General features: G+C 55.5%; 10 protein-coding genes. All 10 read left to right on the plus strand.

All coding sequences use genetic code 11. The features are described 5' to 3' along the window. Positions 1-63: 63 nt before the first annotated feature. The 10 genes from rpoB to rplW all read left to right on the plus strand — a co-directional run bounded on the left by rpoB (position 64) and on the right by rplW (position 15,027). Positions 64-4,137, plus strand: a complete 4,074-nt coding sequence (gene rpoB, locus HUW52_RS04740) for a DNA-directed RNA polymerase subunit beta (protein WP_016984190.1) — start codon at positions 64-66, stop codon at positions 4,135-4,137. A gap of 64 nt (positions 4,138-4,201) precedes the next feature. Then, complete coding sequence (gene rpoC, locus HUW52_RS04745; RefSeq protein ID WP_016984189.1) at positions 4,202-8,401, plus strand: DNA-directed RNA polymerase subunit beta'; 4,200 nt, start codon at positions 4,202-4,204, stop codon at positions 8,399-8,401. Between the two features lie 216 nt (positions 8,402-8,617). Then, complete coding sequence (gene rpsL, locus HUW52_RS04750; RefSeq protein WP_003186084.1) at positions 8,618-8,989, plus strand: 30S ribosomal protein S12; 372 nt, start codon at positions 8,618-8,620, stop codon at positions 8,987-8,989. Positions 8,990-9,096: 107 nt separating this feature from the next. Continuing rightward, entirely contained in the window at positions 9,097-9,570 is a 474-nt protein-coding gene (rpsG, locus tag HUW52_RS04755) for a 30S ribosomal protein S7 (RefSeq protein WP_007916467.1), read from the plus strand. 30 nt (positions 9,571-9,600) lie between these two features. Beyond that, a complete protein-coding gene (fusA, locus tag HUW52_RS04760) occupies positions 9,601-11,706 on the plus strand; it encodes an elongation factor G (RefSeq protein WP_175553088.1) in 2,106 nt (701 codons plus the stop codon). Positions 11,707-11,737: 31 nt separating this feature from the next. Further along, positions 11,738-12,931 (plus strand): elongation factor Tu, encoded by a 1,194-nt coding sequence (gene tuf, locus HUW52_RS04765; protein ID WP_064361246.1) that lies wholly within the window; start codon positions 11,738-11,740, stop codon positions 12,929-12,931. Between the two features lie 157 nt (positions 12,932-13,088). Further along, positions 13,089-13,400 (plus strand): 30S ribosomal protein S10, encoded by a 312-nt coding sequence (gene rpsJ, locus HUW52_RS04770; RefSeq protein WP_003186070.1) that lies wholly within the window; start codon positions 13,089-13,091, stop codon positions 13,398-13,400. 80 nt (positions 13,401-13,480) lie between these two features. After that, on the plus strand, positions 13,481-14,116 hold the full coding sequence (gene rplC / locus HUW52_RS04775) for a 50S ribosomal protein L3 (protein ID WP_003228738.1): 636 nt from the start codon (positions 13,481-13,483) through the stop codon (positions 14,114-14,116). 12 nt (positions 14,117-14,128) lie between these two features. Beyond that, positions 14,129-14,731, plus strand: a complete 603-nt coding sequence (rplD, locus tag HUW52_RS04780) for a 50S ribosomal protein L4 (protein ID WP_007918468.1) — start codon at positions 14,129-14,131, stop codon at positions 14,729-14,731. Beyond that, a complete protein-coding gene (rplW, locus tag HUW52_RS04785; RefSeq protein WP_002555488.1) occupies positions 14,728-15,027 on the plus strand; it encodes a 50S ribosomal protein L23 in 300 nt (99 codons plus the stop codon). Before rplD ends, rplW begins: the two co-directional genes overlap by 4 nt. The last annotated feature ends 9 nt before the right edge of the window (positions 15,028-15,036 follow it).

A 15,036-nucleotide genomic window follows, 5' to 3' on the forward strand; every position in this document is an offset into this window, starting at 1 on the left:
GATTTTCTGGCTGCTCCCGTCGGGAGGGGCCAAACAAGCAGGTGACCAAGCTGGGGAACGCTGATGGCTTACTCATATACTGAGAAAAAACGTATCCGCAAGGACTTTAGCAAGTTGCCGGACGTCATGGATGTGCCTTACCTCCTGGCCATCCAGCTGGATTCGTATCGTGAATTCTTGCAAGCGGGAGCGACTAAAGATCAGTTCCGCGACGTGGGCCTGCATGCGGCCTTCAAATCCGTTTTCCCGATCATCAGCTACTCCGGCAATGCTGCGCTGGAGTACGTCGGTTATCGCCTGGGCGAACCGGCATTTGATGTCAAAGAATGCGTATTGCGCGGTGTAACTTTCGCCGTACCTTTGCGGGTAAAAGTGCGCCTGATCATTTTCGACAAAGAATCGTCGAACAAAGCGATCAAGGACATCAAAGAGCAAGAAGTCTACATGGGTGAAATTCCCCTGATGACTGAGAACGGTACCTTCGTAATCAACGGTACCGAGCGTGTAATCGTTTCCCAGCTGCACCGTTCCCCGGGCGTGTTCTTCGACCACGACCGCGGCAAGACGCATAGCTCCGGCAAACTGCTGTACTCCGCGCGCATCATTCCTTACCGCGGTTCGTGGCTGGACTTCGAGTTCGACCCGAAAGACTGCGTGTTCGTGCGTATCGACCGTCGTCGCAAGCTGCCGGCATCGGTACTGCTGCGCGCGCTCGGTTACACCACTGAAGAAGTGCTGGACGCGTTCTACACCACCAACGTCTTCAAGCTGAGCGGCGAAACCCTCAGCCTGGAACTGATTGCTTCGCGTCTGCGTGGTGAAATTGCAGTTCTGGACATTCAGGACGAGAAGGGCAAGGTCATTGTTGAAGCGGGCCGCCGTATTACTGCGCGCCACATCAACCAGATCGAAAAAGCCGGCATCAAGACTCTGGAAGTACCTCTGGACTACGTCCTGGGCCGTACTACCGCCAAGGTCATCGTGCACCCGGCTACCGGTGAAATCCTGGCAGAGTGCAACACCGAGCTGAACACTGAAGTCCTGGCAAAAATTGCCAAGGCTGGTGTTGTTCGCATCGAAACTCTGTACACCAACGATATCGACTGCGGTCCGTTCGTCTCCGACACTCTGAAGATCGACTCCACCAGCAACCAATTGGAAGCGCTGGTCGAGATCTATCGCATGATGCGTCCAGGCGAGCCGCCAACCAAAGACGCTGCCGAAACCCTGTTCAACAACCTGTTCTTCAGCCCTGAGCGCTATGACCTGTCTGCGGTCGGCCGGATGAAGTTCAACCGTCGTATCGGTCGTACCGAGATCGAAGGTTCGGGTGTGCTGTGCAAGGAAGACATCGTCGCGGTATTGAAGACTCTGGTCGACATCCGTAACGGTAAAGGCATCGTCGATGACATCGACCACCTGGGTAACCGTCGTGTTCGCTGCGTAGGCGAAATGGCCGAGAACCAGTTCCGCGTTGGCCTGGTACGTGTTGAACGTGCGGTCAAAGAGCGTCTGTCGATGGCTGAAAGCGAAGGCCTGATGCCGCAAGACCTGATCAACGCCAAGCCAGTGGCTGCGGCGGTGAAAGAGTTCTTCGGTTCCAGCCAGCTCTCGCAGTTCATGGACCAGAACAACCCGCTGTCCGAGATCACCCACAAGCGTCGTGTCTCCGCACTCGGCCCTGGCGGTCTGACTCGTGAGCGCGCCGGCTTTGAAGTTCGTGACGTACACCCGACTCACTACGGTCGCGTATGCCCGATTGAAACGCCGGAAGGTCCGAACATCGGTCTGATCAACTCCCTGGCTGCTTACGCTCGCACCAACCAGTACGGCTTCCTGGAAAGCCCGTACCGCGTGGTGAAAGAGGGTGTGGTCACTGACGAGATCGTGTTCCTGTCCGCTATTGAAGAAGCCGATCACGTGATCGCGCAGGCTTCGGCGACCATGAACGACCAGAAAGTCCTGATCGACGAACTGGTAGCTGTACGTCACCTGAACGAGTTCACCGTCAAGGCGCCTGAAGAAGTCACCTTGATGGACGTTTCGCCGAAGCAGGTAGTTTCGGTTGCTGCGTCGCTGATTCCGTTCCTCGAGCACGACGACGCCAACCGTGCGTTGATGGGTTCGAACATGCAGCGTCAAGCTGTACCAACCTTGCGCGCTGACAAGCCGCTGGTAGGTACCGGCATGGAGCGTAACGTAGCCCGTGACTCCGGCGTTTGCGTCGTGGCTCGTCGTGGTGGCGTGATCGACTCCGTCGACGCCAGCCGTATCGTGGTTCGTGTTGCTGATGACGAAGTTGAAACCGGCGAAGCTGGTGTCGACATCTACAACCTGACCAAATACACCCGCTCGAACCAGAACACCTGCATCAACCAGCGTCCGCTGGTGAGCAAGGGTGATCGCGTTCAGCGTAGCGACATCATGGCCGACGGCCCGTCCACCGACATGGGTGAACTGGCGCTGGGTCAGAACATGCGCATCGCGTTCATGGCATGGAACGGCTTCAACTTCGAAGACTCCATCTGCCTGTCCGAGCGTGTGGTTCAGGAAGATCGTTTCACCACGATCCACATCCAGGAACTGACCTGTGTGGCCCGTGACACCAAGCTTGGGCCTGAAGAGATCACTGCAGACATCCCGAACGTGGGTGAAGCTGCACTGAACAAACTGGACGAAGCCGGTATCGTTTATGTAGGTGCTGAAGTTGGCGCAGGCGACATCCTGGTGGGTAAGGTCACTCCGAAAGGCGAGACCCAACTGACTCCGGAAGAAAAACTGCTGCGTGCAATCTTCGGTGAGAAAGCCAGCGACGTTAAAGACACTTCCCTGCGCGTACCTACCGGTACCAAGGGTACTGTCATCGACGTACAGGTCTTCACCCGTGACGGCGTTGAGCGTGATGCTCGTGCACTGTCGATCGAGAAGACTCAGCTCGACGAGATCCGCAAGGATCTGAACGAAGAGTTCCGTATCGTTGAAGGCGCGACTTTCGAACGTCTGCGTTCCGCTCTGGTAGGCCATAAGGCTGAAGGCGGCGCAGGTCTGAAGAAAGGTCAGGACATCACCGACGAAGTACTCGACGGTCTTGAGCATGGTCAGTGGTTCAAACTGCGCATGGCTGAAGATGCTCTTAACGAGCAGCTCGAGAAGGCTCAGGCCTACATCGTTGATCGCCGCCGTCTGCTGGACGACAAGTTCGAAGACAAGAAGCGCAAACTGCAGCAGGGCGATGACCTGGCTCCAGGCGTGCTGAAAATCGTCAAGGTTTACCTGGCAATCCGTCGCCGCATCCAGCCGGGCGACAAGATGGCCGGTCGTCACGGTAACAAAGGTGTGGTCTCTGTGATCATGCCGGTTGAAGACATGCCGCACGATGCCAATGGCACCCCGGTCGACGTCGTCCTCAACCCGCTGGGCGTACCTTCGCGTATGAACGTTGGTCAGATCCTTGAAACCCACCTGGGCCTCGCGGCCAAAGGTCTGGGCGAGAAGATCAACCGGATGGTCGAAGAGCAGCGTAAAGTCGCTGAGCTGCGTACCTTCCTGGACGAGATCTACAACCAGATCGGCGGTCGTAACGAAGATCTGGACAGCTTCTCCGATCAGGAAATCCTGGATCTGGCGAAGAACCTGCGTGGCGGCGTTCCAATGGCCACTCCAGTGTTCGACGGCGCCAAGGAAAGCGAAATCAAGGCCATGCTGAAACTGGCAGACCTGCCGGAAAGCGGCCAGATGCAGCTGACTGACGGCCGTACCGGCAACAAGTTCGAGCGTCCAGTTACCGTTGGCTACATGTACATGCTGAAGCTGAACCACTTGGTAGACGACAAGATGCACGCGCGTTCTACCGGTTCGTACAGCCTGGTTACCCAGCAGCCGCTGGGTGGTAAGGCGCAGTTCGGTGGTCAGCGTTTCGGGGAGATGGAGGTCTGGGCACTGGAAGCATACGGTGCTGCTTACACTCTGCAAGAAATGCTCACAGTGAAGTCGGACGATGTGAACGGCCGTACCAAGATGTACAAAAACATCGTGGATGGCGATCACCGTATGGAGCCGGGCATGCCCGAGTCCTTCAACGTGTTGATCAAGGAAATTCGTTCCCTCGGCATCGATATCGATCTGGAAACCGAATAACACGTGACGCGAATCGAGAGCGGGGCAGGATTGCCCGCTCTCTGCTCCGCCAGGAGGAAAGGCCTTGAAAGACCTACTGAATTTGCTGAAAAACCAGGGTCAAGTCGAAGAGTTCGACGCCATCCGTATCGGATTGGCCTCGCCTGAGATGATCCGCTCATGGTCGTTCGGTGAAGTTAAAAAGCCGGAAACCATCAACTACCGTACGTTCAAACCTGAGCGTGACGGTCTGTTCTGCGCCAAGATCTTTGGCCCGGTAAAGGATTACGAGTGCCTGTGCGGTAAGTACAAGCGCTTGAAGCACCGTGGTGTGATCTGCGAGAAGTGCGGCGTTGAAGTTGCACTGGCCAAGGTTCGTCGTGAGCGCATGGCGCACATCGAACTGGCTTCGCCGGTTGCCCACATCTGGTTCCTGAAATCGCTGCCGTCCCGTATCGGCTTGCTGATGGACATGACCCTGCGTGATATCGAACGCGTTCTCTACTTCGAGAGCTATGTCGTTATCGATCCAGGCATGACCACCCTTGAAAAAGGTCAGCTGCTGAACGACGAGCAGTACTTCGAAGCGCTGGAAGAGTTCGGTGATGACTTCGATGCCCGTATGGGTGCTGAAGCTGTCCGTGAACTGCTGCACGCTATCGACCTGGAACACGAGATTGGCCGTCTGCGCGAAGAAATTCCGCAAACCAACTCCGAAACCAAGATCAAGAAGCTGTCCAAGCGTCTGAAGTTGATGGAAGCCTTCCAGGGTTCCGGCAACCTGCCAGAGTGGATGGTGCTGACCGTTCTGCCGGTTCTGCCGCCAGATCTGCGTCCACTGGTCCCGCTGGACGGCGGTCGTTTCGCGACTTCCGACCTCAACGATCTGTATCGTCGAGTGATCAACCGTAACAACCGTTTGAAGCGCCTGCTGGATCTGTCCGCTCCGGACATCATCGTGCGCAACGAAAAGCGTATGTTGCAGGAAGCTGTCGATGCTCTGCTCGACAACGGTCGTCGTGGCCGCGCTATCACCGGTTCGAACAAGCGTCCTCTGAAATCCCTGGCTGACATGATCAAGGGTAAGCAAGGTCGTTTCCGTCAGAACTTGCTCGGTAAGCGTGTTGACTACTCCGGTCGTTCGGTAATTACCGTAGGCCCGACCCTGCGTCTGCACCAGTGCGGTCTGCCGAAGAAGATGGCTCTCGAGCTGTTCAAACCGTTCATTTTCGGCAAGCTGGAAATGCGTGGTCTCGCGACCACCATCAAAGCGGCCAAGAAAATGGTCGAGCGCGAACTGCCAGAGGTTTGGGACGTTCTCGCTGAAGTGATTCGCGAACACCCGGTTCTTCTCAACCGTGCACCGACCCTTCACCGTCTGGGTATCCAGGCGTTTGAACCGGTACTGATCGAAGGTAAGGCTATCCAGCTGCACCCTCTGGTCTGCGCCGCGTACAACGCCGACTTCGACGGCGACCAAATGGCCGTGCACGTACCGCTGACACTGGAAGCCCAGCTGGAAGCGCGTGCGTTGATGATGTCGACCAACAACATTCTGTCGCCAGCCAACGGTGAGCCAATCATCGTTCCGTCGCAGGACGTTGTATTGGGTCTGTACTACATGACTCGTGAAGCGATCAACGCCAAAGGCGAAGGTCGTGTATTTGCGGATCTGCAGGAAGTTGACCGTGTGTTCCGTGCCGGCGAAGCCGCACTGCACGCCAAGGTTAAAGTTCGTATCAACGAAACCGTCAACGACCGTGACGGCAACAGCGTAAGCGGCACCCGTATCGTCGACACCACTGTCGGCCGTGCGCTGCTGTTCCAGGTTGTGCCAAAAGGTCTGTCGTACGACGTCGTCAACCTGCCGATGAAGAAAAAGGCGATCTCCAAACTGATCAACCAGTGCTACCGCGTGGTTGGTTTGAAAGAGACCGTGATCTTCGCTGACCAGTTGATGTACACCGGTTTCGCTTACTCGACCATCTCCGGCGTTTCCATCGGTGTTAACGACTTCGTTATCCCGGACGAGAAAGCCCGCATCATCGGTGCAGCCACCGACGAAGTGAAAGAGATCGAGAGCCAGTACGCCTCCGGCCTGGTAACCCAGGGCGAGAAGTACAACAAAGTGATCGACCTTTGGTCGAAAGCGAACGACGAAGTTTCCAAGGCAATGATGGCCAACCTCTCGAAAGAGAAGGTTATCGACCGTCACGGCGTTGAGGTCGATCAAGAGTCTTTCAACTCGATGTACATGATGGCCGACTCGGGTGCGCGGGGTTCCGCAGCACAGATTCGTCAGCTGGCCGGTATGCGTGGTCTGATGGCCAAGCCGGACGGTTCCATCATCGAAACGCCGATTACTGCGAACTTCCGTGAAGGTTTGAGCGTACTTCAGTACTTCATCTCGACTCACGGTGCTCGTAAAGGTCTGGCGGATACCGCGTTGAAAACTGCGAACTCCGGTTACCTGACTCGTCGTCTGGTAGACGTGGCGCAGGATCTGGTTGTAACCGAGATCGATTGCGGCACCGAACACGGTCTGCTGATGACTCCGCACATTGAAGGCGGTGACGTTGTAGAGCCGTTGGGTGAGCGCGTATTGGGTCGTGTTATTGCCCGTGACGTATTCAAGCCAGGCACCGAGGACGTTATCGTTCCGGCCGGTACTCTGGTTGACGAGAAGTGGGTTGAGTTCATCGAGCTGAACAGCATCGACGAAGTGATCGTGCGTTCGCCGATCAGCTGCGAAACCCGCTATGGCATTTGCGCCAAGTGCTACGGCCGTGATCTGGCTCGTGGTCACCAGGTGAACATCGGTGAAGCGGTCGGCGTTATCGCTGCCCAGTCCATCGGTGAGCCGGGTACCCAGCTGACGATGCGTACGTTCCACATCGGTGGTGCGGCAAGCCGTACTTCCGCAGCCGACAGCGTTCAGGTGAAGAATGGCGGTACCGTCCGTCTGCACAACCTGAAGCATGTTGAGCGAGTGGATGGTCACCTGGTTGCTGTGTCCCGTTCCGGTGAGCTGGCCATCGCTGATGACTTCGGTCGTGAGCGTGAGCGTTACAAGCTGCCGTACGGTGCTGTGATTTCGGTTAAAGAAGGTGACAAGGTCGACGCTGGCGCAATCGTGGCCAAGTGGGATCCGCACACTCACCCGATCGTTACCGAAATGAAAGGTACCGTGACCTACGTGGGCATGGAAGAAGGCATCACGATCAAGCGTCAGACTGACGAATTGACCGGTATGACCAACATTGAAGTACTCGACGCGAAAGATCGTCCAGCTGCGGGCAAAGAAATCCGTCCAGCAGTGAAGATGGTTGACGACAACGGCAAGGATCTGTTGCTGCCAGGCACTGACGTTATCGCTCAGTACTTCCTGCCAGCCAACGCCCTGGTCGGTGTTGCGGACGGTGCGAAGATCGCGATCGGTGATGTTATCGCGCGTATCCCGCAAGAAACTTCGAAGACTCGCGACATCACCGGTGGTCTGCCGCGTGTTGCCGACTTGTTCGAAGCCCGTCGTCCGAAAGAAGCGTCGATTCTGGCTGAAGTCAGCGGCACCATCGCGTTCGGTAAAGAGACCAAAGGCAAGCGCCGTCTGGTCATTACCCCGAACGACGGTTCCGATCCGTACGAGGAGCTGATTCCGAAGTGGCGTCACCTGAACGTGTTCGAAGGCGAACAGGTAAACCGCGGCGAAGTTATCTCCGACGGCCCAAGCGATCCGCACGACATCCTGCGTCTGCTGGGTGTAAGCGCGCTGGCCAAGTACATCGTCAACGAGATCCAGGACGTTTACCGTCTGCAAGGCGTGAAGATCAACGATAAGCACATCGAGACCATCCTGCGTCAGATGCTGCGTAAAGTTGAAATCGCTGAATCCGGCGATTCGAGTTTCATCAAGGGCGACCAGATGGAACTGACTCACGTACTGGTAGAGAACGAGCGTCTGGGCGGCGAAGACAAGTTCGTCTCCAAGTACACTCGCGTTCTGTTGGGTATCACCAAGGCGTCGTTGTCCACCGAATCGTTCATCTCGGCGGCTTCCTTCCAGGAAACCACCCGCGTACTGACCGAAGCGGCAGTCACCGGCAAGCGCGATTACCTGCGCGGCCTGAAAGAAAACGTGGTCGTGGGTCGTCTGATCCCGGCAGGTACCGGCCTGGCATATCACAGCGAGCGCAAGCGTCGTCGTGAAGCAGACAAGCCGTTGCGCGTAAGCGCCAGTGAAGTGGAAGCTGCACTGACCGAAGCGCTGAACTCGAGCGGTAACTGAGTTCTGCGATAAATGAGCGTAAGGCCCTGATCGCTCCGTTCGTCGAATCGAGACATATTGTCAAGGTTCGACGGGCGGGGAGGTCGGGGCCTTGCCTTGACTGGGGACAAGATCCTCTTTAGACTCTTGATCCCCTAAATTTGGCGGGAATTCGTTCCTGCCATTTTGCTTTTCTTGCAAGACAATAGCGTCGCAAGACAACAGTGGAGCTAGTAGATGGCAACTATCAACCAGCTGGTACGTCAGCCGCGTAAGCGTATCGTCGAGAAATCCGACGTACCTGCGCTGCAGAACTGCCCGCAACGTCGTGGCGTGTGCACCCGTGTGTACACCACTACGCCGAAAAAACCTAACTCGGCACTGCGTAAAGTATGCCGTGTGCGCCTGACCAACGGTTTCGAGGTTTCCTCGTACATCGGTGGTGAAGGTCACAACCTGCAAGAGCACAGCGTGGTACTGATCCGCGGCGGTCGTGTAAAAGACTTGCCAGGTGTTCGTTACCACACCGTTCGCGGCTCCTTGGATACTTCCGGCGTTAAAGGTCGTAACCAGGGTCGTTCGAAGTACGGTACCAAGCGTCCGAAGTAATCGGCCGTTTTGCAGATTTTCATTTTATTGAGTCGATAAGAGTAAGGTCGGGCACGCATCCATTGGATCTGTCCCGAGCTAACCTGAAGACCGCTTGAGGGCTTATCATGCCAAGACGTCGCGTAGCAGCAAAGCGTGAGATTCTGGACGATCCGAAATACGGAAGCCAGATCCTCGCCAAATTCATGAACCACGTTATGGAAAGCGGCAAGAAAGCCGTTGCCGAGCGTATCGTTTATGGTGCCCTGGAAACCGTTGCGACCCGTAAGGCTGGCACCGATCCCCTGGAACTCTTCGAAAAAGCACTCGACGCCATCGCTCCGCTGGTCGAAGTGAAGTCGCGCCGCGTTGGTGGTGCTACTTACCAGGTTCCGGTCGAGGTTCGTCCTTCCCGTCGTAACGCTCTGGCAATGCGCTGGTTGGTAGACTTCGCCCGTAAGCGTGGCGAGAAGTCTATGGCTCTGCGTTTGGCTGGCGAACTGCTGGATGCTGCTGAAGGTAAAGGTGCTGCTGTTAAGAAGCGTGAAGACGTGCACCGTATGGCTGAAGCCAACAAAGCTTTCTCGCACTACCGCTTCTAATTTTAGCTTCACTAATTTTGCGAGGGCTTTATGGCTCGTACTACTCCGATTAGCCGCTACCGTAACATCGGTATCGTCGCTCACGTGGATGCTGGTAAAACCACCACCACCGAGCGCGTCCTTTTTTACACCGGCAAAAGTCACAAAATGGGCGAGGTGCATGATGGCGCCGCGACCACAGACTGGATGGTGCAGGAGCAGGAGCGTGGTATTACCATTACTTCTGCTGCCATCACCGCCTTCTGGAAAGGTTCCGAGAAGCAGTACAAGGATGAGCACCGCTTCAACGTAATCGATACCCCGGGCCACGTTGACTTCACTATTGAAGTTGAGCGTTCCCTGCGCGTACTCGACGGCGCTGTCGTTGTGTTCTGCGGTACTTCGGGTGTTGAGCCTCAGTCGGAAACCGTATGGCGTCAAGCCAACAAATACGGCGTTCCTCGTCTTGTTTACGTAAACAAGATGGACCGTGCTGGCGCTAACTTCCTGCGCGTGATCGGTCAGATCAAGCAGCGTCTGGGTCACACTCCGGTGCCGATCCAGTTGGCGATCGGTTCCGAAGACAACTTCCAGGGTCAGATCGATCTGATCAGCATGCAAGCTGTCTACTGGAACGACTCTGACAAAGGTATGGTTCCTGTTCGCAAGGACATTCCTGCTGAGCTCCAAGAGCTGGCTGAAGAGTGGCGCAACAACATGGTCGAAGCTGCTGCTGAAGCCAACGAAGAGCTGATGAACAAGTACCTGGAAGGCGAAGAGCTGTCGATCGAAGAGATCAAAGCTGCTTTGCGTCAGCGTACTATCGCCGGCGAAATCGTTCTGGCTGTTTGCGGTTCTTCGTTCAAGAACAAGGGCGTTCCCCTGGTTCTCGACGCCGTTATCGACTTCCTGCCTGCACCGACCGACATTCCTGCTATCAAGGGTACTGACCCGGATAACGAGGAAATCGAGCTGGAGCGTCATGCAGACGATGCGGAGCCGTTCTCGGCTCTGGCGTTCAAGATCGCTACCGACCCATTCGTGGGTACTTTGACCTTCGTCCGCGTTTACTCGGGCGTGTTGAACTCCGGCGACGGCGTGATCAACTCGGTTAAAGGCAAGAAAGAGCGCGTGGGTCGTATGGTGCAAATGCACGCAAACGCCCGTGAAGAGATCAAGGAAGTGCGCGCTGGCGACATCGCGGCCCTGATCGGCATGAAGGACGTCACCACTGGTGAAACCCTCTGCAACGCTGACAAGCCAATCATCCTGGTTCGCATGGACTTCCCGGAGCCGGTTATTTCGGTTGCCGTAGAGCCTAAGACCAAGGATGACCAGGAAAAAATGGGTATCGCACTGGGCAAACTTGCTCAGGAAGACCCGTCTTTCCGCGTTAAAACTGATGAAGAGACTGGTCAAACGATCATCTCCGGCATGGGCGAACTGCACCTGGACATCCTGGTTGACCGGATGCGCCGTGAGTTCAACGTCGAAGCCAACATCGGCAAGCCTCAGGTTTCGTATCGTGAGCGCATCACGAAGAACTGTGAAATCGAAGGCAAGTTCGTTCGTCAATCCGGCGGTCGTGGTCAGTTCGGCCACTGCTGGATCCGTTTTGCTCCTGCTGACGAAGGTCAGGAAGGTCTGCAATTCGTGAACGAAGTTGTAGGTGGTGTGGTTCCTAAGGAATACATCCCGGCTATCCAGAAGGGTATCGAAGAGCAGATGAAGAACGGCGTTGTTGCCGGCTATCCGCTGATCGGCCTGAAGGCTACCGTGTTCGATGGTTCTTACCACGACGTCGACTCCAACGAGATGGCGTTTAAAGTGGCTGCCTCCATGGCGACCAAGCAACTGGCCCAGAAGGGCGGTGGTGAGTTGCTTGAGCCGATCATGGCTGTAGAGGTTGTTACGCCTGAAGACTATATGGGTGATGTGATGGGCGACCTTAACCGTCGTCGCGGCATGATCCAGGGTATGGAAGACACAGTGTCCGGCAAGGTTATCCGTGCCGAAGTTCCACTGGGTGAGATGTTCGGTTATGCGACCGACGTTCGCTCCATGTCCCAGGGTCGCGCAAGCTACTCTATGGAATTCAAAAAATACGATACGGCTCCGTCGCACATCGTCGAATCCGTAACCAAAAAACAAGGCTGATTCAGCCCCTTTAGGCTAGGAGTTAATTGTCGTGGCTAAAGAAAAATTTGATCGTTCCCTACCGCACGTCAACGTTGGCACCATCGGTCACGTTGACCACGGTAAAACCACTCTGACTGCTGCTCTGACTCGCGTTTGCTCCGAAGTTTTCGGTTCCGCAATCGTTGATTTCGACAAGATCGACAGCGCGCCAGAAGAAAAAGCTCGCGGTATCACCATTAACACCGCACACGTTGAGTACAACTCGAAGATCCGTCACTACGCTCACGTTGACTGCCCAGGTCACGCTGACTATGTGAAGAACATGATCACCGGTGCTGCTCAAATGGACGGCGCTATTCTGGTTTGCTCGGCCGCTGATGGTCCGATGCCACAAACCCGTGAGCACATCCTGCTGTCCCGTCAGGTAGGCGTTCCGTACATCGTGGTTTTCCTGAACAAGGCTGACCTGGTAGACGACGCAGAGCTGCTGGAACTGGTTGAGATGGAAGTTCGCGACCTGCTGTCCACCTACGACTTCCCGGGCGATGACACTCCAATCATCATCGGTTCGGCTCGTATGGCGCTGGAAGGCAAAGACGACAACGAAATGGGCACTACCGCTGTCAAGAAGCTGGTAGAGACTCTGGATGCCTACATCCCAGAACCAGTTCGTATGATCGACAAGCCGTTCCTGATGCCAATCGAAGACGTATTCTCGATCTCGGGTCGCGGTACTGTTGTGACTGGTCGTATCGAGCGCGGTATCGTTCGCGTTCAGGATCCGCTGGAAATCGTTGGTCTGCGTGACACCACCGTTACTACTTGCACCGGTGTTGAAATGTTCCGCAAGCTGCTCGACGAAGGTCGTGCTGGCGAGAACTGCGGCGTTCTGCTGCGTGGTACCAAGCGTGACGACGTTGAGCGTGGTCAGGTTCTGGTTAAGCCGGGTTCGGTTAAGCCGCACACCAAGTTCACCGCAGAAGTTTACGTTCTGAGCAAGGAAGAAGGCGGTCGTCACACTCCGTTCTTCAAAGGCTACCGTCCACAGTTCTACTTCCGTACTACTGACGTGACTGGTAACTGCGAGCTGCCAGAAGGCGTTGAAATGGTAATGCCAGGTGACAACATTCAGATGACTGTTACCCTGATCAAAACCATCGCGATGGAAGACGGTCTGCGTTTCGCTATTCGTGAAGGCGGTCGTACCGTCGGCGCTGGCGTCGTAGCCAAAATCATCGAGTAATCTCTTTTATAGAGTTTGCTTGTTGACTTGAAAAAGCCCCCGCTCAGCGGGGGCTTTTTTATTGGGTTGACACCTATCTGGGGCGTCTATAGAATTGCGCCTCCTTTTAACGGGCGTATTGCGCTCGGTGGGAATAGCAGCCGGAGTCTGAAATCCAATGCAAAATCAGCAAATCCGTATCAGGTTGAAGGCTTTCGACCATCGCCTGATCGACCAATCAACCCAGGAAATCGTGGAAACCGCGAAACGTACTGGTGCTCAAGTGCGTGGTCCAATTCCACTGCCTACCCGTAAAGAGCGGTTCACCGTTCTGGTTTCTCCGCACGTCAACAAAGACGCGCGCGACCAGTACGAAATCCGCACTCATAAGCGCGTTCTGGACATCGTCCAGCCAACGGATAAAACCGTTGATGCTCTTATGAAGCTTGATCTTGCGGCCGGTGTGGAAGTGCAGATCAGCCTCGGCTAAGACTCGGTCTTAGTCGTGTAACGCTCTGAAATGGGCGGCCATAGCGGGTGAAAGCCCCGTACACTCATGAGGTTTACAACATGACTATTGGTGTAGTCGGTCGTAAATGCGGTATGACCCGTATTTTCACCGAAGAAGGTGTCTCCATTCCGGTCACGGTCATTGAGATCGAGCCGAATCGCGTCACCCAGTTCAAAACTGAAGAGACCGATGGCTATCGTGCAGTGCAAGTCACTGTCGGCGAGCGTCGTGCTTCGCGTGTAACAGCAGCTCAGGCTGGCCACTTCGCTAAAGCGAACGTTGCCGCTGGTCGCACTACCATGGAATTCCGTCTTGAAGAAGGCGAGTACCAGGCTGGCGATCTGATCAACGCTGAAATCTTCGCCGCTGGTCAACTGGTTGATGTAACCGGTCAGTCCAAAGGTAAAGGCTTCCAGGGTACGATCAAGCGTTGGAATTTCCGCGGGCAAGATAACACCCACGGTAACTCCGTATCCCACCGCGTCCCAGGCTCTATCGGCCAGTGCCAGACTCCTGGTCGTGTATTCAAGGGCAAGAAAATGTCCGGTCATATGGGCGCTGAGCGCGTGACCGTGCAGTCCCTGGAAGTAGTGCGCGTGGACGCTGAACGCAATCTGTTGTTGGTCAAGGGTGCTGTTCCTGGCGCTACTGGCGGCAACCTGGTTGTACGTCCAGCAGCCAAGGCTCGCGGTTAAGGGGAAGCTGACATGCAATTAAATGTAAATGACGCTCAAGCGATCGAAGTTTCCGAACTGACATTTGGCGGCGAATTCAACGAGACGCTGGTTCACCAAGCAGTCGTGGCCTACATGGCTGGCGGCCGTCAAGGTACCAAGCAGCAAAAGACCCGTTCCGACGTTCGTGGTGGCGGTAAGCGCCCATGGCGTCAGAAAGGTACTGGCCGTGCTCGTGCCGGTACTATCCGTAGCCCAATCTGGCGTGGCGGCGGTACCACTTTTGCAGCACGTCCACAGGATCACTCTCAGAAGCTGAACAAGAAGATGTATCGCGCAGCAATGCGTTCCATCCTTGCTGAGCTGGTGCGTACTGATCGTCTGGTCGTGGTTCAGGATTTCGCTGTTGAAACTCCGAAAACCAAAGATCTGCTGGGCAAGCTGAACAACATGAGCCTGACCGACGTTTTGATCGTGTCGGACGCTGTTGATCAGAACCTGTACCTGGCTGCTCGTAACCTGCCGCACGTAGATGTACGTGACGTTCAAGGTTCCGATCCAGTTAGTCTGATCGCATACGACAAGGTGTTGATCACCGTGTCGGCCGTGAAGAAATTCGAGGAGCTGCTGGGATGAACCAGGAACGCGTATTTAAAGTTCTGCTTGGCCCGCACGTTTCCGAGAAGGCTACGGTTCTGGCAGACAAGAAAGGCCAGTTCGTTTTCAAGGTTGCTACTGACGCAACCAAGCTGGAAATCAAGAAGGCCGTCGAAAGCCTGTTCAGCGTGAAAGTAGAGCGCGTCACTACCCTGAATGTTCTGGGTAAGAGCAAGCGCACTGCTCGCGGTCTGGGCAAGCGTAATGACTGGAAGAAGGCAGTTATCTCCCTTCAGCCAGGCCAAGATCTCGATTTCAGCAGCAGTGCTGAGTAAGGAAGGGGT

The organism is Pseudomonas sp. 43A, from assembly GCF_013363935.1.
Lineage (GTDB): Bacteria > Pseudomonadota > Gammaproteobacteria > Pseudomonadales > Pseudomonadaceae > Aquipseudomonas > Aquipseudomonas crudilactis.